Below are 20,325 nucleotides of genomic sequence, written 5' to 3'. Positions count from 1 at the left end.
GACTCAGACTCAGACTCAGATAGCGACTCAGACTCAGACTCAGATAGCGATTCAGACTCAGATTCAGATTCTGACAGCGATAGCGACTCAGATTCAGATTCTGACAGCGATAGCGACTCAGATTCAGATTCTGACAGCGATAGCGACTCAGACTCTGATTCAGATAGCGACAGCGATTCAGACTCAGACAGCGACAGCGATTCAGACTCAGATACGACAGCGACTCAGACTCAGATTCAGATTCAGACTCTGACTCAGATAGCGACTCAGATTCAGATTCTGACAGCGACAGCGATTCAGACTCAGACTCAGATAGCGATAGCGACTCAGATTCTGACTCAGATAGCGATTCAGACTCAGATTCTGACAGCGACTCAGATTCAGATTCTGACAGCGACAGCGACTCAGATTCAGACTCAGACTCAGATAGTGACTCAGATTCAGATTCTGACAGTGATAGCGATTCAGATTCAGACTCTGACTCAGATAGCGACTCAGACTCAGACAGCGACTCAGATTCAGATTCTGACAGCGATAGCGATTCAGACTCAGATAGCGATTCAGATTCAGACTCAGACAGCGATAGCGACGCAGACTCAGACTCAGATAGCGACTCAGATTCAGATAAAAAATTACCAGATACTGGTGAAAATAATTCTAATGGTGTTTTATTTGGATCAATGTTTGCTGGTTTAGGTGCTTTACTATTAGGCAAACGTCGTAAAAGAGAAAACAAAGAAAAATAATTATGCTATTTTAATTAGTTAAAAGTTAAAAGCTAGGTCTAAATGGCCTGGCTTTTAATTTTCTATTAATAAATAAAATAAGTTTTGTAATAGGAGATAAATAAATGGATATTGAAAGTAGAGTAGATAAATTAATTAGTTATATAGAAAATACTACTGAAATTAAAAATAAAATTTTTCTTAGTTTAGGAAATTCTAATATCAAAGCTACTGTCAAATTATTAAAAAAACCAAATTATCTTAAAAGAAATGTTATAAATGAGATACAGAAATTTAGAAAAAAAACTGGAAAATATCCAATTTGGATAAAGTTAGATATTGTTATAAAAAGTGAAAAAATATTATTTGAAAAAGTGAGTAATGAAATAATTAAAACAAGAAGAAATTATGTAGATTTTGGTGTAGCTTTTGATGATTATTGGGATCTATCATTTTTACCAGAGGAAATCAATGCCAATGCATTTGTCAAACCAATAGAAAATAATGGGAAAAAGAAACTGATTTTGTCAGAAAAAAATATTAATAATTATTTAAGAAAATATACAAATCATAAGAAAAGTTTTAATTATGATTTCTATGAAAATAAAGAAGTTATTAAATTTTATACCAAAGGGTTTATGTTAGAGGAAAAGGATGTTTTCGAACTATATAGCGAGGGATACAAAAAAGGCTTAAGAAAAACACAGGATCTATATAAAGAAATAGATAAATTGATAAAAAGCGGCACACATTTTTTAAAAAATATGATTTTAGATAATGGAAGATATATTTATGGTTATTTTCCTCATTTTGATAATGAGATAAACTTTTATAATATATTGAGACATTCTTCTTCTACGTATGCATTAGTTGAAGGATTAGGATATATAGGAGAAAATTTATCACCAGTAGAGCGAGCAATAGATTATATAATAGAAAATAATTTTTATGAAAAGGATAATATAGGATATATATTTGATGATACTGAAGAACTTAATGAAATTAAACTAGGACAAAATGCGGCATTTATATTCGCAATTTGTGAATATTTAAAATATAGAAAAAATGATTATTATCTTAATATTGCTCAAAAAACTGCTCGTGGTATCTTATCTATGATTAACAAATCCACTTATGAAACTACTCATATTTTAAACTATCCAGATTTAACCGTGAAAGAAAAATTTAGAATTATTTATTATGATGGTGAAGCAGCATTAGCTTTGTTACGATTATATCAGCAAGATAATGATGAAGTTTGGTTAAATGTTGTTAAAAAATTGTTAGATCATTTTATAAAAAAGGAGTATTGGCAATATCATGATCATTGGCTAGGTTATTGTACAAATGAATTAGTACAAATCGCTCCTAAAGAAGAATACTTTGAGTTTGGTATTAAGAATGTTAATAATTACTTAGATTATATTGAGCAACGTGAAACAACATTCCCAACATTTTTAGAAATGTTAATGGCAACATATAAATTAATCCAAAAAGCTAAGGAAACAGGTTTTGATTATGTAGTGAATAATTTAGTAGATGAACAAAGACTAGTTGATGTGATTCATACAAGAGCTGATTATCAACGTACTGGTTTCTTTTATCCCGAAGTAGCAATGTATTTTAAAAAGCCTAGTCGAGTTCTTGGTAGCTTCTTTATCAAACATCATGGGTATCGAGTAAGAATAGATGACATTGAACACTATGTCTCTGGATACGTACAATTTCGAAAAATTTTTAAAAAATAAATATATTTCTATATTTAGTAGAATTTGTATGGAACGTTAATCAGTGAATTATTTAAAAATTTTTTCTTGTATTGTATATCAAAAATACTTTTTAACTCTTTATAAGTAGATGAAAAAAATACATCTTGTGATAATTATTAGTACAAGATGTATTTTTAAATAATAATTCGAATTTTTGAGTATTGTTTTAAAATTATTATTTAAAATAATTGGTTATCATATATAATATATTAGAAAAGAATGTTTAAAATTCTAGAATCTTATAAATCAAATTAATAACTATGGCTTATTTCTATTTTTTCATTTATTTAAAGATTTTTAATTTTTAGATGTTTAGTTTTATAGTGCTAAGTAAAATTACATAAATTTTTGATGAACATTTTTTAATTTTATTATTTTATAATTTCTAAATTTTATATTTATTTCTCTTAGTGATAAATCGTTTTATTTAATTAATGTATTTTTTAAGTATATTTTAGTTTTTAAAAAAATAGAATTACATTAAAGGATCCTGGGCATAAAGTTTCTGGATAAGTGATAAAAGACAATTTCTATTGAAATAATATAGAAATTGTCTTTTTTATAATTTTTTTGATTATTTTCAGCTCGTTGAGCTGCTACTTTTCTTATATTAAGTGCCATTAATACAAATCCTAGTTCTCTTTTGGCTTTATTTATCCCTCGAACGGACATTCGAGTGAAACCCAAAATAGCCTTCATAAATCCAAAAACAGGCTCCACGTCAATTTTTCTTTGACTATAGATGGTTTTTGTTTTTGGTTCTGAAAGCTTTTTATTAATTTGGGCTTTAAAATATTCCCAATTATAATTTTTCATTATTTTTTTATTTGTTTTTGAATTGAATTTCATGCACTGGTGTTTCAAAGGACATTCTGAACAATCATCACATTCATATAATTTAAAGTCCCGTTTAAAACCATATTTATCATGACGATAGGCATATCTTTTAAAACCTAATCGTTTATTGTTTGGACAAATGTATTCATCGTTAATTTCGTCATAATCCCAATTTTGAGTATTAAAGATGTCACTTTTATATTTTTTAGTTTTATCTTTTATAAACATACCATAAGTTATAAGCGGTGTTCGATTAAAATCATCTATAATTGGGTTCTCTATCATAACCTGCGTCAGATACAATATATTTAGGTAAATGACCGTAGGTCTCTTGAATTGAATTTAAAAATGGTATCATTGTTCTTGTATCAGTCGGATTTTGATACACATTATAAGATAAAACGAATTGAGAATTTGTCGCTATTTGTAAATTATAACCTGGCTTGAGTTGTCCATTTTTCATATGATCTTCTTTCATTCTCATAAAGGTGGCATCATGATCTGTTTTAGAATAACTATTTCTATCCTTTAAAATAGATTTTTGGACTTCGTATTTATACTTTCGCTCAGAGTAATCATTAATTTGCTTTTTGTATTTTTTAATTTTAGTTCTTTTGAGCCGTATTTGTTTTCTTATTTCAGTCCATTTTTCATTATCGATATGTTGGTTTAAATCTTCGATTTCTTTATCCAAATGACTACCAATCAAATCTATTTCTTCTTTTGTTAAGTTATTATCATGATCTTTTTTAATCTCAGGTATGATTTTATTTGTTACCAATTCATGATAGAGTGCTTTAAAATCTTCATTTATCCTTGACTCATGGTTTTGAATACTCTTTTTCCATACAAATGTATATCGATTGGCATTCACCTCAACTTTCGTACCATTAATAAAAATGCCCTGATCATCTATAAGATGTTGTTTCAAACACTGACTATGAAATTGAATAAATAATGATTCTAATAAAGCATCTACTTTTGGATTGACTCTAAATCGATTAATCGTTTTATAAGAAGGCTTTTGATTTTGTGATAGTCACATCATTGGGATGCTATCATTAAGTAATTTTTCTATCTTACGTCCTTAAAACACAGATTGTGTGTAGGCATATAGAATGACTTTTAACATCATTTTTGGATAGTATGATGTTGCGCCACGATGATGTCTGAATTCATCGAATTCAGTCTTAGGAATTGTTTCTACAATATCATTGACATGTCGTGAAATATTATTTGTGGGGCCATTGGTAGAGTAAGTTGAGTTATATTATAATCTTTATACATAAGGCAAAGGCACCTCGTTAATTTAGTTTATTAGTGTTTATTAAATTATACGAAAGGGCCTTTTTTTAAAAAAGTATTTTGGCGAGACTCTTAAGGGAATAGGACAAGCTGAAGACTACAGGCTGAAGCTGTCTCCTAAGAAAGCGAGCCAACAATACGAAGTATTGTAAATAAAGAAGCCAGTAAATGAATTTATAAAAAATCATTTACTGGCTATTTTGCTAGGAATTATGTCCTAGCCTCTTCTTTTAGTTATTTAATTGTTTATTTAACCATATTAACTTCATGGAATAACTCAGTCAATTAATTTATATATATAATGACTAATCTAAAAGAAGTATTAGTTTAACTATTTATAGTTGTAATTAACCTAAAATAGATTTTAAAAAAAGTTGCCATTTATCAATAACTTTATTTTCATTAAAATTGTTAGCATGTTTTTTACAAGCCTTAGAAAATTCATTTCTCAAATTAACGTTATATAGTAGTTCTTTTACACAATGATATAATTTTTCTTTATCATTTTTACTAATTAAGAAACCATTTTCTTTATTTATAATTAGATCTGAAGGGCCATACTTTGAATCATAGCCAATAGGAGGAATACCTTTAGCTATTGTTTCTAATAGACCTAGATTGAATCCTTCCATTTTACTAGTTATTAAAGACAAATATGCAGTTTCTATTTCTTGATCTAAATCCTGAATAAAGCCACGTAAAAAAACATTATTTTCTAAATTTAAATTCTTAATTAAAGTTTCATATTTTTTCTGTTCATTACCAAAACCATATAGATGTAATTGAATACTAGGAAAATCTTTTACTAGTTTAGAGATAAGTTCAATTTGATGTTCTAATTGTTTTTCTGGAGAATATCGAGCTATAGAAATAATTTTATTTGAATCTGTTAAATTTTTGTTTTCATTATTAAAAGAACTATTTTCAGTATAACCTACTGGAATAGTATAAACAGGAATAACATTATTTATTCTAATAGATACATCGATTTTTTGTTGTTGAGTTGACACTATTATTCCAGAATATCTTGTTAAATTATTAAATAAAGGTTTATACGTGTTTTTAATTTCTGAATCATAAACGTTGTTAATGTTTTTAACATGAGTACTATGCAATATTGCTACAACTGGTATTTTAATGTTACATTTATTAAAAATAGGAGAGGTTTTAATGTTTTTATCACTTAAAAATAAGTCTCCAGATTCGTATAATGTTTCTATCGCAAATGATAATAATGAATTATTATCTTCAAAAAATTTAATTCCATCAGATGCATAGTATATTATAGATTGTACTTTAGGAATTTTATCTTCTGGATTATAATATTTTTCAAATTTAACATTCTTACTAGGTGAATAATATTGTTCCATAACAACTTTCTGATTAGTTGTTAGAACTTTAGTACAACTTAAAAAACCTCTAGTATCATATAAATCTCTACGAATTTTACGTTGTTTTATATCAAAATAATTAATATAATCTAAAATATTATAATTTGAATCTACGAAATGAACGTACATTTTATACAATCCATTTTTATAAATTTTGATATCATTGGTATCTACAACGTATTTAAGAGTATAGTTACAATCATTTTCCCAATAGTTTATCCAATTAAAATATTTTTCTTTAACATTTAAACTGTCTTGAAGTACATCGTATAAACTAAAAACATCATTTTGATTGATTTTTAATAGTTGAGCGTGTAAATAAAGCCTTGGTGACCATGAAACAAATATCAATTTATTTGAAATTGAATTTTTTTTAAATAGATTTAATCTATTAATCATTGCTTTTTCTATACCAGTTAATTTACGACCTAAATTATTTCCTACTGAATATATCACTATTGGTCTCCTTTATTCTTAATATTTAGAGTGAAAAAGTGTCTCAATCGTTTTAACTGAAGGATAAGAAGTAAATATAATCGATTGTTTATCTCCTTTTATTATGCCACTTTTATATTTTCTTCCTATAATAATTTTGTTAGAGAATTTAAATAAATTGTCTTTATATGATTTAAGAATTGAATATAAATCATTAACTGTAAAACTTTGACGTTCTTTTATTGTGTGTCTACCAGTTAAATTGATAGCAACAGAATTAGATAAATCTAGTTTTTTTATTATAGAGTTTATATATTCATCTCTATGTAGCCCATTTTTGAATAAATACTTAGATAATTCATAAGTTGGAGAATACATAGGTGAATTCAACATATCTTTCATCAAATTATAAGTGCTTGTTTCTTTTCCCTCATAATATATATTATTATTAGTTGCCCAATTCCCTATAGTAACTGTTTCATTTTTTATATTATCATCTATACCTTTTAAGTAATTAAAAATTGGGCCTAAACCTTCAATAGTAGAAGAATTCTCAGAATTATATTGTTCAATAATTTTATAGTCATTATTATTAACAATAATATAACTACGACCATTTATAGATTGGCCATCAAACAATGAGCTGTTAGAGTTATCTTTTTGATAAGTAAGTAAGTTATTGGATAAATCTTTAGCAAGCTTAGGGAACTCAGTTCCTCCTGCAGAAGATTTTAATAATGTTATTGAATCATTATTACATAGATATAATAAATCTTGTTCCATCAAAAATCTATTAGAATACCAAGTTATATGTTTGTTTTTAACTCTAGTTACTACTCCTTTTAGATCGTCATCCATACATAAAATATAATCAGCATTACTATTTTCAAGTACATTAACAAGCTGTAAATGTAATTTTCTAGAATGTTTACCTAAATCACTAATTTTTCCAATTGCAATAATTTTATTCCCTTTAAAAAACTTGGTTTGAGTGTCAAAAGCTTTTATTGCATTTATCATAGCTGGTAATGAAGCATTATGTGTGTCATCAATTAAGTTAACACGAAACTTTGAAGTTTTTATTTCTTTTAAATTTAAAACTTTTTCAAATGGTTTAAATGTAATTAAGTTATCTAAAGCTTTTTGTAAAGGTATATTCAATTGAGTTAAAGCAGCAAAACTAGCTAGAGAATTTTCAACCATTCCATTACTTATTGAATTAATTCGATAAGTATATTCATTCCCCTCAAATTCGACAGTTATATCAGTGAATCCTTTATTATATTCAATAGATTTTGGATATATAGTTGCATTTGAATCTGAAGTGCTATATGTTATAACATTTTTAGTGTTTTCTTTAGCACGATTAATTAAAATATCAGAATGTAAAGTATCTTTGTTTATTATTGCAATACCATTAGAATCTAATCCATCAAAAATACTTGCTTTAACTTCTACTATATTTAAAATATCTTTAAAAGTAGACATATGAGCAGCGCCTATACCTGTAACAATAGCAATATTCGGTTTGATTAAATAAGAAGAGTTTCCTACAGCATTTAATGCATTTAATGAGACTTCTAAAACAGCAAAATTTGGTTGTCTAATTAATTTACATAGTAATAAATATACTGCTGAACGAATATTATTATTATATCTATTCTGTAATGGCATATAATCTTTTAAACCAGCGCTAATAAGCATTCTTGTAGAACTTTTACCCATTGATCCAGTGATTGCTATTACTGGATTTTTATATTGTATTCTCATTTTTTCAGCTAAGTTACTTAAGGTTTGTGCAGAATCTTTTACAACAAGTTGTGGAATTTTATAAGACATATTAGAAACGTAATGCTCGGTTATTATTAGTCCAAGATCTTCTTTATCTTTCCTAATATATTCATTTCCTTCTTTAGCATTTGGCGATCTTCCAAAACGGCGCCAAGTTTTTTTGTTTGGAGAGATATATGCTGTGTTTTTATTATGTATAAAAGGAAACCAGTTTTCAAAGTTATTTATTATATTATTTTCTTTATTCTTTGCATCATATAATTCCCCCCCTAATATATCGTGTAATTCTTTAATTGTAAGTGGCATATGCTATTTACTCCTTTATTTATTAATATTTTGCATTCAATTGTAATTTACATATATATTATAGCACAACATAATATTAAAGAGCTTGATATATTTAACGCAATGTAAAAAACAAGTTACAATCTTCCTCGATTGTAACTTGTTTTCATTTATAAATTCTAATGTTATTTTCTATATTTTAGTCTTGCGAAAGCATCATGTTGGTGAATGGATTCTTCGTTTCGACATTCAATGTCAAAGCCATCAATCCAGTCAAAATCTACTAAATCTGCGGCAATTAAACGAATTAAATCTTCAACGAAACGTGGATTTTCATATGCACGTTCTGTTACGCGTTTTTCATCAGGACGTTTTAAAATTGGATAAAGAATAGAGCTTGCATTTGCTTCCATTGCATCTAAAATCTTTTCTTTGTAATCATCTATCATTTCAGAATGTTTATCTAAATACACTTTTACTGTTACAACACCCCGTTGATTATGAGCAGAGTATTCGCTAATTTCTTTAGAGCAAGGACAAAGTGTCGTTACAGTAGCCGTGATGGTAAGTTCTTTACGCGTTACTTGATCTTTATGAATTGCTAAACCGTAAGTAACATCAGCATGACCCACTGCTTTGATATGAGTTACAGGACTATAACGATCAAAGAACCATTTACCTGAAACGTCTACTCCCGCAGCATTCTGTTTCATATTGTCTTGTAATGTACGTAATACTTGATATAGTGTATCGAAATCCAGTTCTAAACCATTATTATAATGTTTCTCAACACTTTCTAAGATACGACTCATGTTAATACCTTTTTCATCTTTATTTAAACTTGTTGAGAAACTAAATGTACCTGCTGTTTGAAATTGATCAATTTTAACAGGATATACTAAATTTTTAATACCCACTTCTTCAATTTCAAATAAGAAGTTTTTATGTGTACTTTGTAAATCAATCATTTCATTTTTAGTTGTAGGTTTTGTACCTTTGATAGGGTCTACTGAACCAAAATGTTTCCAGCGACCTTCTCGAGTAGATAAATCAAATTCAGTCATTCGTTTATTGTACCTCCTCTAATGATTTTAATTATCGAAATGATACGTCCAATAAGGTTCGACTTCTAGAAAACTTTGTGTTTCTCCACCAACTTCAGGGCTTGCTAATTGTTTTAAGAAAGGACCTGTTTGAGATTTATGAGCTTCAAACGCTTTTAATTTAATCTCTTTATATTGACTAATGTTATTTAATATATCAGGTTCACCTAAAATCTCCGGTGCATCATTACTGAATGCTACGAGTTGAAGTCTTGGACGCTCTTCTTTAGGCATACGTCCTACTGTTCTTACGACAGCTTCAGCTGTTGCTTCATGGTCTGGATGTACAGCAAATTTTGGATAAAATGAAATAATCACTGATGGATTTGTCTCCTCAATCAATGTTTTTACCATATCATCCATTTGCTCATGTGGCTCAAATTCTACTGTTTTATCTCTTAAACCCATTTTACGTAAATCAGTAATACCAATCACTTTCATAGCATCTTCTAATTCTTTTTCGCGAATATAAGGTAGTGACTCTCTTGTCGCAAAAGGGGGATTGCCTAAATTACGTCCCATTTGTCCTAATGTGAGACAGGCATAAGTGACAGGCACCCCGTTTTCAATATAACTTGCGATCGTCCCAGCAGATGAGAAGGTTTCATCATCGGGATGTGGAAATATCATTAGTACATGTCTTTCATCTTTCATGAATCTTCCTCCTCTATACTGTGAATGGCTGTTCACTGATTTCAATCGTTGCAGCCAACTGTCCTTCGTAATTAAATCCAGCTATTAAAAATTCATTATTACCATTGATTTCATAGTGCGTCAGGCCTTGCACATATACCCAACCTCCATCACGAAGTTTCAACCCAACACGAAATGGATCTTTATCTCCGCCCTTTAGTTGCGCATGTTCATATGTGACTTGTATATTTCGTAAAAACGTACCTGCATTAAACACACGTTGATCAAAATGATTAGCATATGCACCATTCGTCGTTTCAACATGCAAATAGACAGGTTTGTTTTCAAATGTAGTTAACAATCGTTGTACTTCTTCAGCTTTAATGGGTTCCAACACGTTCACTCCTTACAACCATACAATGTGTGTATCTATCTATTTTACTAAAAAGAACTACCGAATTGTACACCTATGCTCAATTTATTTATAAATGAAAGAAAATAATTTGAAGTGATTTAAAGGTTTAAAAATATTTAACATGGGTATGTATACTACTACGACTATGATATGAAAGGATGTTTGTAATGGAATTACAATTAGCAATCGATTTATTAAATAAAGAAGAAGCAGCAAAATTAGCTAAAAAAGTTGAAGAATATGTGGATATCGTAGAAATTGGTACACCTATCGTTATTAATGAAGGATTACCAGCTGTTCAACATTTAAACGAAAATATTAATAATGCTAAAGTGTTAGCTGATTTAAAAATTATGGATGCAGCAGACTATGAAGTAAGCCAAGCTATTAAATTTGGTGCAGATGTTGTGACTATCTTAGGTGTTGCAGAAGATGCTTCAATTAAAGGTGCTGTTGAAGAAGCACACAAACATGGTAAACAATTGTTAGTTGATATGATTGCTGTACAAGATTTAGAAAAACGTGCGAAAGAATTAGATGAAATGGGCGCTGATTATATCGCTGTTCATACTGGTTATGATTTACAAGCTGAAGGACAATCTCCATTAGAAAGCTTACGTACAGTTAAATCAGTCATTAAAAATTCTAAAGTAGCCGTAGCTGGCGGTATTAAACCTGAAACAATTAAAGAAATTGTAGCAGAAGAACCTGACTTAGTTATTGTTGGTGGCGGTATTGCTAACGCAGATGATCCTGTAGAAGCAGCTAAACAATGTCGTGAAGCGATTGAAGGTAAATAAAATGCCAACTTTTAACAATTATCATTTAATTCTTGAAGAAATAGATAACACGTTATCTCATCTAGAGGATAATGATTATGGACGTTTTGCAAATGAAGTGGTTGGCGCATCTCGTATCTTTACAGCTGGTAAAGGTCGCTCTGGATATGTTGCTAATAGCTTTGCAATGCGTTTGAATCAACTAGGAAAAGATGCATCTGCAATAGGTGAAGCAACAACGCCATCTATTAAAGAGCATGATTTATTAATTATTATTTCCGGTTCTGGATCAACAGAGCACCTAAGATTATTAGCTGAAAAGGCACATTCAGTTGGTGCTCAAATTGCTTTAATAACAACTAAAAAAGAATCTAAAATTGGCGATGTCGCTGATACAGTGATTACTTTACCTGCAGGAACGAAACATGAAGCAGAAGGCTCTGAACAGCCGTTAGGTAGTCTATTTGAACAATCTTCACTTATCTTTTTAGATAGTGTCGTGATTGGATTAATGGATGCCTTTAATATTAATGAAGAAGCAATGCAAGACAATCATGCTAATTTAGAATAAAAACCATCACTCAAATATATTATCGTTCAGATGAATATATTTGAGTGATTTTTTTATGTGTTATTTTTCATATAATGTTAATATAATAATTAATCCAGTTAACATTTGGAGAGGGTTATATGTTAGAAATACTAAATAAATTAAATCACTATTCAATAGAACAACCAGATATGATTGCACTATCGTTCGAAGAAGATGTATTGACATATCAACAACTTTATACAGAAATACAGCAATTAAAATCAGTCTTCATGCATTTACCGAAAGGGTCCCGAGTAGGATTGTTAAGTAAAAGTCCTTTACATAATATGTTGAATTATTTTGCAATATTAGAACAAGGAAGTATTCCATGTTTTCTAGATGATCAATGGTCTGAAGTAACAATTCATCAACTGATTGAAACGTATCATATTGACTATCTTGTTGATGAACAGCATAGACTGATAAAGACAACGTCTTCTGAAACATATCCTACATATTTAAATGAGCAGTCACAAGTCCATCAATTGTTACATATTGGTTTTACATCTGGGACAACAGGGTTACCTAAAGCATATTATCGAAATGAACCATCTTGGCTTGCGTCATATAAAGAAAATGAAAAGCTACTTCGTCATAAAGAAAACATACTTGTAGCACCGGGACCACTTGCACATTCATTGTCTTTATACACTTGTATTTATGCGTTATATACGGGGAGAACATTTATTGGACAAACCCGTTTTAATGCGACTAAGCTCGTTAGCAAAATGAAACAACAAACTACAAATTGTGCATTATTTCTCGTTCCAACAATGCTACATACAATAACAAAAATAAATCACGATCACCTACATTTAACGACTATTTTAAGTAGTGGGGCGAAACTCTCTTCTTCGTTGTTTAAGCGTATAACCGAAACATTTCAGCATGCTAATATTATTGAATTTTTTGGAACGTCAGAAGCAAGTTTTATTAGTTATAACATTAACCGTAAAGCTTCTATTGATTCAGTGGGATACATATTTCAAAATGTAACGATTGGTTTAGAGGAAAAAGACAAGAATCATATAGGGTTATTAAATGTAAAAAGTAATATGATATTCTCTGGGTATGTAAATCAATCTGTCGTATTGCCTGAAACATGGATTAAAACAGGTGATTACGCTTATATTAAAGATAATCAATTATATTTAGTGAGTCGTCAAAATGAACGATTAATTATTGGAGGTAAAAATGTTTATCCTCAAATTATTGAACAAATGATAAAAAATATGGATGGCGTAGAAGAAGCAATTGTTATAGGAGAACCGCATCCACGTTTTGGTGAAATAGCAGTTTTACTATATACAGGATCGATAGAACTTGAGTACCAAACTGTGAGGCAACATATTATGAAAGTTCTATCACGATATGATGTACCTTCCAAATTTATAAAAGTAGACAGGATGCAATATACCCAAAGTGGCAAAGTTGCTCGAAATAAAATGCGTACTGTCTATGTAAAAGGAGACTTTAAATGATGAACCAACCGGTCATTATATGGGCGAAGCGTACACCTTTTGGCAAATATGGTGGGAAATTGAAACATTTAGAACCCGAAACATTACTCATGCCCTTATTTGAAGAAATGAATTCAACTTTTCCTAAAATAATACCTAATGTAGATGATGTAGTGATTGGAAATATCGTAGGTAATGGTGGAAATATTGCTCGTAAAGCCTTATTAGAAGCAGGTCTAGCTGAGAGTATTCCAGGTGTTACAATGGACCGTCAATGTGGGTCAGGGTTAGAAAGTATTATATATGCATGTCGAATGGTTCAAGCGGGTGCAGGTCATATTTATATAGCTGGAGGAGTAGAAAGCACGAGTCGTGCTCCTTGGAAGATTAAACGGCCTCAATCAGTATATGATACACAATTACCAGAATTTTATGAGCGTGCCTCTTTTGCACCAAAAGGTCAAGATCCAAGTATGATAGAAGCTGCTGAAAATGTTGCGCAATATTATCATATTACGCGTCAACAACAAGATGCTTTTGCGATACGTAGTCATCATCTCACGCATCAATATTATGAGAATGGAAGTATAAGTAATGAAATGGTATCTTTAAACATCAAAGGTCATCTATTTGATAAAGATGAAAGTATTAAGCCAACACTTACTGAACAACGATTAAATCGATTACGTCCTTTACTTGCTAACGGAACAGTAACGGTTGGAAATAGTTGTATGAAAAATGACGGCGCTGCGCTTGCACTCGTTATGAATCAAGAAACGGCATTACAATACGGCATATCAGAGGGGATGATGTTTACAGATGCTGTGACAATAGGCGTCAATCCGAAACGACTAGGTATTGGACCAGTACCTGCCGTAACAAAATTACTTAAAAAACAAAATTTAAAAATAAGTGACATTGATACAATAGAACTTAATGAGGCATTTAGTTCACAAGTTTTAGCTTCAATTCAAGAGTTAAAATTAAATATTAATCAAGTCAATCAGTGGGGGGGAGCCATTGCGTCTGGTCATCCTTATAGCGCAAGTGGCGTAGCGTTAATCACTAGGTTATTAAATATGACACATTGGAAGCGGGGAGTTGCTACGATGGGGATTGGAGGAGGAATGGGAAATGCTATACTCTTCGAACGATGGGGCTTATGAGAAAATAGAAATAGATTTTAATGAGCAAGAAGTAAGAGAGTATTGCGAAGTAGTTGAAAGAACGTATAAAGGCGTAGTGCCTCCACTCATGTGTGCAAACGTTTGGCCAAAGTTTAAGTTGTTCCAAAAGTTTCAACAAGAAAATATTCTTCTTGTGCGAACAACATGTGAAGAATTTGAATCATTAAAATGTAGGCTAAAATATGAGGCGTACTTAACACATAAAAGTACGAAAAAGTTTAAAACATATATCCAATATATCTACGATTTAAAAATATATAAAGATAATAGACAATGTATATTTATTAGGCAAACATTTATAAAAAAGGAGGTAAATGATGAGGTTTAGTCATGATAAAGTGAGTCATTACCTTCGCCTTGTTAATGATAAAAATGAGCTTCATTCAACCATTGTTCCTGGTCAACTGGTAGTAGATTGTGTATTAGCGTATTTTCAAATAGAGTGGACACAATTTAACGTTAAGTATAGAAAGATTATAGATATAGACGAAGAAGTTATCTTAAAAAAAGTGAGTCATAATGAAATAAACGTCTTTGGTTTAAATGGTGAAGAAAAAATAGTTATTGTTAGGAAATCTTAATTTTTCTTGATGATAACTATTTTTATTTTAATTATTAGCATATATTTTTTTTAATCATTTATTAATTATGTAACATACAAGAGGAGAACTTATATCCATGAATGTTAATAAAGATAAAATGAACATGGTTAGTGATTAAAAAGCGAGAAAAACTGTTTCATAACAGGTATTGGTAATGCTATGGAGTGGTTTGAATTTAGTGTCTATGCCTATATTACAGCATCAATAAAACGATAGCGTTAATGTTAGTATAACTTAAAGTTTCTCTCTAAGTTTCCAAAAGGGGACATTTTTGGCTAACATTAACGCTATTTTATTAGGGTGAGCTTTTGAATCATTAATGACTTTTTAAAGTTTTGAGTATTAGGGGCATTTTAACTTTAAAAAAAGATTTTGAAATATTCATCTGTGTTCGATTTCAATTAGGAAAAACACTTTTTAATTTTTGAAATGTGATGAATAACTTAATTTCATGTTATCAACATCACTTTCTAGTACAGAGAGCAATTGATAGAGGTCAGTTTTACTAAACGTTTCATCGAATTTTACCGTAATCGTCTTGAAGGTCTTTGTAATAATTTCGTATATTGGGATACCGTTTTCTATATTTTGCTTGTAGATAATCATGTTGTTAATTCCTCCTTTGTCTCTCTACACTTAATATAGTAATGGATTTTATGATAAAAAACATGAGTCTATGGTACTAACTTTTACTGCAACGGACTGTGTAGAGCATACTACGACTAAATACCTAGAAGATAATGAAAATATAAGAAAAGCTTTTAATCCTAGTGTGACCAAACTATCATACACAAGATTAAAAGCTTTAGAAGTGCGTATATTTTTTTAAAAACACAGTACAGACAGTAGCTGATTGAATTGAAAGTGCGCTGATTAGCTTCTTTCAACTCTAATGCTGGGGCCCCAACAAAGAGACTTTCAAAATGAAAGTCAACGATCAACGCGAGTTGGGGTGTCGGGGAAGGACAATGAAATCTAATTAAGGATTACAAAAGACTAGTGTCTTTTGCATAAGAAGTACTAGCATTTTTTTCAAAAATGCAGTACTTCTTTAAACTTCTTTGACGTCGACGTCGATGTGTTCTACGCGGTTGTATGCGCCGTGATCAACTGGGCCTACAAAGTCGTTCATTTTCCAACCATTTTTAATTGCTGATGCTACAAATGCTTTAGCGCTAATAACAGCTTCTTTAGGTGATTTACCATTTGCCAAGTAAGCTGTTGTAGCTGCTGCAAATGTACAACCTGCACCGTGGTTATAACTTTGTTGGAACATATCAGTTGTTAGTTGATAATATGTTTGACCATCATAATATAAGTCATAAGATTTATCTTGATCTAATGCTTTACCACCTTTAATAATAATATGTTGAGCACCTTGATCATAAATGATTTTTGCAGCTTTTTTCATATCTTCAATTGACGTTAATTTACCTAATCCAGATAATTGACCAGCTTCAAATAAATTAGGTGTTACGACTGTTGCTTTAGGTAATAAATATTTAATCATTGCATCTGTATTTCCTGGGTTAAGTACTTCATCTTCCCCTTTACATACCATAACTGGGTCTACTACGAAATATTTTGCACCTGATTGTTCAAATGCTTCGCCAGCACGTTTAATGATTTCCTCAGTTCCAAGCATACCTGTTTTAACAGCATCTGGACCAATTGAAATGACTGTTTCTAATTGTTTTTCGAATACATCCATTGGAAGTGGTGTCACATCGTGGGACCAAGTTTCTTTATCCATTGTTACAACAGCTGTTAAAGCCACCATACCGTAAGTGTTTAGTTCTTGAAATGTTTTAAGGTCGGCTTGCATACCTGCGCCAGCGCTTGTATCAGAACCGGCAATTGTTAATACTTTTTTTAATGCCATGTATTATCACTCCTGTCAATTATTTACATCTTTATTTATCATATCATGTAACTCAACTATTGTTCTAGCATGAAGATAGTAAGGCGATTTATATCACGTTTCAGAGGGGTCCTATGTTAAAATAGAAGTGAGGTGAAAACGATGGAATGGTCAGACATTTTTCATGACATTACAACAAAACATGATTTTAAAGCAATGCATGATTTTTTAGAAAAAGAATATACGACACAAATCGTCTATCCAGATAGAGAAAATATTTATCAAGCTTTTGATTTAACACCATTTGAAGATATTAAAGTTGTTATTTTGGGTCAAGATCCATATCATGGACCTAACCAAGCACATGGGTTAGCATTTTCAGTTCAACCCAATGCTAAATTTCCACCATCTTTAAGAAATATGTATCAAGAATTAGAAGATGATATTGGCTGTCATAGAACTTCTCCACATCTACAGGACTGGGCGCGTGAAGGTGTTCTGTTATTAAATACTGTATTAACTGTACGTAAAGGTGAAGCGCATTCCCATAAGGACATTGGATGGGAAATCTTTACAGATGAAGTCATTAAAGCTATTTCAGATTATCGCGAAGACGTTGTCTTTATCTTATGGGGAAAACCTGCGCAGCAAAAGATAAAATTAATTGATACAGCAAAGCATCATATCATTAAATCTGTTCATCCAAGTCCATTATCTGCTTATCGAGGTTTCTTTGGGTCTAAACCTTACTCTCGTACAAATGATTATTTAAAATCTAAAGGTAAAACACCCATACAATGGTGCGAAAGTGGGGAATCTTAATTGAACAAAGAACAATTAATTCAACTTATAGAACACGAATTAGTGCAAGCAGATGAAGCTCAAGATGAACAGCAGTTTGAAAAGCATATGTATGCGATTCATACCTTAACATCTCTTTATTCCGATGTTTCGAAACGACCTTCTAAAAAATCAACACATGATTTTACTAATAGTGTAACTTCTGAATCTTCGTTTTCAAATAAGTCTTCAAATCATTCAGCGATTACTGCTGCAGAAATTGAAGCGATGGGTGGTAAAGTTCCACAAACAATGAAGCATCAAACTAAATCGTCTAATATGATGGTGACGGATGATGAAATTGGAAATGGTGAATCAATATTTGATTTTTAATTAAAAATAAGTTAGGAGAACTAAAACATTATGATGAAAGTATTTATAATTTTAGGTGCATTGTGTACGATGATGTCTGTTGGTACGGGTGCTTTTGGTGCACATGGACTTGAAGGAAAACTCTCTGATAAATATATGTCAGTATGGGAAAAAGCAGTGAATTATCAAATGTATCATGGTCTAGGATTAATTATGATTGGCATCATTAGTGGTACAACTTCTATTAATGTGAATTGGGCAGGATGGCTTTTGTTCTTTGGTATTGTTCTATTTAGTGGCTCATTATATATTCTTGCATTGACTCAAATTCGTATTTTAGGAGCGATTACACCATTAGGGGGCGTACTCTTTATTGTGGGATGGTTAATGTTAATTATTGCAACATTTAAATTTTCTGGATAATCATATTTTATATTTTGGTTAGTAAACTCACCTTTTTGGGTATGTTAAATACTCGAGGTGAGTTTATTTTATGAATGATAAAAATCGAGAGATAGATAGAGGAGATTTAAAGCAAAACCTCTCTGAAAAATTTGTTTGGGCGATTGCTTATGGCTCGTGTATCGGATGGGGAGCATTCATACTGCCCGGTGATTGGATTAAACAATCAGGTCCGATTGCTTCGGCAATTGGTATTGTTATTGGTGCTTTATTGATGATATTAATTGCTGTAAGTTATGGTGCATTAGTCGAACGTTTTCCTGTGTCAGGCGGTGCATTCGCGTTTAGTTATTTAAGCTTTGGAAGATATGTGAGTTTCTTTTCATCGTGGTTCTTAACATTCGGTTATGTTTGTGTAGTAGCGTTAAATGCGACAGCATTTAGTTTATTAATTAAGTTTTTACTGCCAAACATTTTGAATAGTGGAAGATTATATACGATTGCTGGATGGGATGTTTACATAACAGAAATAGTTATTGCTACGGTATTATTACTAGTATTTATGTTTATTGCAATTCGTGGTGCAAGTGTTTCTGGTACACTCCAATATTATTTTTGTGTAGCAATGGTCATTGTTGTTGTACTTATGTTTGTAGGTTCATTTTTCGGAAATAACTTTTCGTTAAGCAACTTACAACCTTTAGCAAGTAAAGAACTTGGATGGTTTAATTCCATTATTATGATTGTATCTATTGCACCATGGGCTTATGTGGGATTTGATAATATTCCACAAACAGCAGAAGAGTTTAATTTCTCGCCAAACAAAACGTTTAAATTGATTGTATACAGTTTATTAGCGGCAGCTTTAACTTATGTCATTATGATTTTATACACAGGATGGTTGGGTACGAATAATGCGAACTTTAATGGAAATTTATGGTTAACAGGCGCTGAAACACAAACTGCTTTTGGTTATATTGGCTTAGGAATATTAGCGATTGCTATTATTATGGGGATTTTTACTGGATTAAACGGATTCTTAATGAGTTCAAGTCGATTACTATTCTCAATGGGACGTGCTGGTATCATGCCTAAAGCGTTTAGTAAATTACATCCAAAATATAAAACACCCTATGTAGCCATTATCTTTTTAGTAGCTATTACTTTAATTGCGCCATGGTTAGGACGTACCGCATTGACATGGATTGTTGATATGTCTTCAACAGGTGTATCGATTGCTTATTTTATTACTTGTTTATCTGCTGCTAAGCTATTTAGTTACAATAAACAAAGTAACACGTATGGTCCTATTTATAAGACCTTTGCTATTTTAGGTTCTATTGTTTCATTTATCTTTTTACTTTTATTATTAGTTCCAGGATCGCCGGCTTCACTTTCAATGCCTTCATATATTGCATTGGGTAGTTGGTTAGTGATTGGTCTTATTTTCTTTGTAGTTCGATACCCTAAATTAAAAAATATGAATAATGACGAATTAAGTCGTCTGATTTTAAATCAATCAGAACGAGAAGTTAAAGAAATGATAAAAGATAAAAAATAATATACGTAAACGCGAGAGATGAGGGTGAATTACCAACAAT

Annotated in this window: 18 protein-coding genes and 2 pseudogenes; 12 read left to right on the top strand and 8 right to left on the bottom strand. The window is 30.8% G+C overall.

Annotated elements, in window-relative coordinates; genetic code table 11:
* Nucleotides 1–671 precede the first annotated feature (671 nt).
* A pseudogene (locus NST64_RS11615) lies at nt 672–746 on the top strand (hypothetical protein); the annotation flags it as partial.
* Between the two features lie 104 nt (nt 747–850).
* The gene (locus tag NST64_RS10380) at nt 851–2,473 is read left to right on the top strand and encodes a hypothetical protein (protein ID WP_002488036.1); all 1,623 of its coding nucleotides are present in this window, start codon (nt 851–853) and stop codon (nt 2,471–2,473) included.
* Nucleotides 2,474–2,974: 501 nt separating this feature from the next.
* Here NST64_RS10380 and NST64_RS10375 read toward each other — a convergent pair.
* From NST64_RS10375 to NST64_RS10350, 6 genes and pseudogenes are all read right to left on the bottom strand, one after another.
* Nucleotides 2,975–4,618, bottom strand: a pseudogene (locus NST64_RS10375) (IS1182 family transposase).
* A 365-nt stretch (nt 4,619–4,983) separates the two neighbouring features.
* Nucleotides 4,984–6,483 (bottom strand): glycosyltransferase family 4 protein, encoded by a 1,500-nt coding sequence (locus NST64_RS10370; RefSeq protein ID WP_002488034.1) that lies wholly within the window; start codon nt 6,481–6,483, stop codon nt 4,984–4,986.
* Between the two features lie 18 nt (nt 6,484–6,501).
* The gene (locus NST64_RS10365; protein ID WP_002488047.1) at nt 6,502–8,559 is read right to left on the bottom strand and encodes a Mur ligase family protein; all 2,058 of its coding nucleotides are present in this window, start codon (nt 8,557–8,559) and stop codon (nt 6,502–6,504) included.
* A gap of 164 nt (nt 8,560–8,723) precedes the next feature.
* Nucleotides 8,724–9,602, bottom strand: a complete 879-nt coding sequence (gene folE2 / locus NST64_RS10360; RefSeq protein WP_049418529.1) for a GTP cyclohydrolase FolE2 — start codon at nt 9,600–9,602, stop codon at nt 8,724–8,726.
* A gap of 27 nt (nt 9,603–9,629) precedes the next feature.
* Nucleotides 9,630–10,295 (bottom strand): bacillithiol biosynthesis deacetylase BshB2, encoded by a 666-nt coding sequence (gene bshB2, locus NST64_RS10355; RefSeq protein WP_107632469.1) that lies wholly within the window; start codon nt 10,293–10,295, stop codon nt 9,630–9,632.
* A 13-nt stretch (nt 10,296–10,308) separates the two neighbouring features.
* A complete protein-coding gene (locus NST64_RS10350; RefSeq protein ID WP_193391462.1) occupies nt 10,309–10,671 on the bottom strand; it encodes a YojF family protein in 363 nt (120 codons plus the stop codon).
* Nucleotides 10,672–10,856: 185 nt separating this feature from the next.
* Here NST64_RS10350 and hxlA point away from each other — a divergent pair, with 185 nt between their 5' ends.
* From hxlA to NST64_RS10320, 6 genes are all read left to right on the top strand, one after another.
* Nucleotides 10,857–11,489, top strand: coding sequence for a 3-hexulose-6-phosphate synthase (gene hxlA, locus NST64_RS10345; protein WP_002455709.1), 633 nt, complete (start codon nt 10,857–10,859; stop codon nt 11,487–11,489).
* A 1-nt stretch (nt 11,490) separates the two neighbouring features.
* The gene (hxlB, locus tag NST64_RS10340; RefSeq protein WP_049418534.1) at nt 11,491–12,039 is read left to right on the top strand and encodes a 6-phospho-3-hexuloisomerase; all 549 of its coding nucleotides are present in this window, start codon (nt 11,491–11,493) and stop codon (nt 12,037–12,039) included.
* 119 nt (nt 12,040–12,158) lie between these two features.
* Nucleotides 12,159–13,541: an AMP-binding protein gene (locus NST64_RS10335; RefSeq protein ID WP_107632471.1), complete on the top strand. Its 1,383-nt coding sequence runs from the start codon at nt 12,159–12,161 to the stop codon at nt 13,539–13,541.
* A complete protein-coding gene (locus tag NST64_RS10330; protein ID WP_107632472.1) occupies nt 13,541–14,686 on the top strand; it encodes a thiolase family protein in 1,146 nt (381 codons plus the stop codon). The genes NST64_RS10335 and NST64_RS10330 overlap by 1 nt, the downstream gene beginning before the upstream one ends.
* Nucleotides 14,655–15,035, top strand: a complete 381-nt coding sequence (locus tag NST64_RS10325; RefSeq protein WP_002455705.1) for a hypothetical protein — start codon at nt 14,655–14,657, stop codon at nt 15,033–15,035. Before NST64_RS10330 ends, NST64_RS10325 begins: the two co-directional genes overlap by 32 nt.
* Nucleotides 15,025–15,288, top strand: a complete 264-nt coding sequence (locus tag NST64_RS10320) for a hypothetical protein (protein WP_049334963.1) — start codon at nt 15,025–15,027, stop codon at nt 15,286–15,288. Before NST64_RS10325 ends, NST64_RS10320 begins: the two co-directional genes overlap by 11 nt.
* 438 nt (nt 15,289–15,726) lie before the next feature.
* Here NST64_RS10320 and vraX read toward each other — a convergent pair whose 3' ends face one another.
* Together vraX and thiD are read right to left on the bottom strand one after the other, a co-directional pair.
* Entirely contained in the window at nt 15,727–15,915 is a 189-nt protein-coding gene (gene vraX, locus NST64_RS10310; protein WP_065581181.1) for a C1q-binding complement inhibitor VraX, read from the bottom strand.
* A 445-nt stretch (nt 15,916–16,360) separates the two neighbouring features.
* Entirely contained in the window at nt 16,361–17,191 is an 831-nt protein-coding gene (thiD, locus tag NST64_RS10305) for a bifunctional hydroxymethylpyrimidine kinase/phosphomethylpyrimidine kinase (protein WP_002455702.1), read from the bottom strand.
* Between the two features lie 141 nt (nt 17,192–17,332).
* Between thiD and NST64_RS10300 the strand changes: the two genes are divergently transcribed.
* The 4 genes from NST64_RS10300 (at nt 17,333) to NST64_RS10285 (ending at nt 20,285) form a co-directional block, all read left to right on the top strand.
* Nucleotides 17,333–17,992: a uracil-DNA glycosylase gene (locus NST64_RS10300; protein ID WP_065581182.1), complete on the top strand. Its 660-nt coding sequence runs from the start codon at nt 17,333–17,335 to the stop codon at nt 17,990–17,992.
* Nucleotides 17,993–18,343, top strand: coding sequence for a DUF5327 family protein (locus tag NST64_RS10295; protein ID WP_002455701.1), 351 nt, complete (start codon nt 17,993–17,995; stop codon nt 18,341–18,343). It abuts the gene before it with no gap.
* A gap of 33 nt (nt 18,344–18,376) precedes the next feature.
* Nucleotides 18,377–18,745 (top strand): DUF423 domain-containing protein, encoded by a 369-nt coding sequence (locus tag NST64_RS10290; protein ID WP_107632348.1) that lies wholly within the window; start codon nt 18,377–18,379, stop codon nt 18,743–18,745.
* Nucleotides 18,746–18,815: 70 nt separating this feature from the next.
* Entirely contained in the window at nt 18,816–20,285 is a 1,470-nt protein-coding gene (locus tag NST64_RS10285; protein WP_107632347.1) for an APC family permease, read from the top strand.
* Nucleotides 20,286–20,325 lie beyond the last annotated feature (40 nt).

The sequence above is a fragment of the Staphylococcus sp. FSL W8-1268 genome (genome assembly GCF_038003965.1).
Taxonomy (GTDB): domain Bacteria; phylum Bacillota; class Bacilli; order Staphylococcales; family Staphylococcaceae; genus Staphylococcus; species Staphylococcus hominis.
This window is presented reverse-complemented; position numbering and strand designations above follow the sequence as displayed.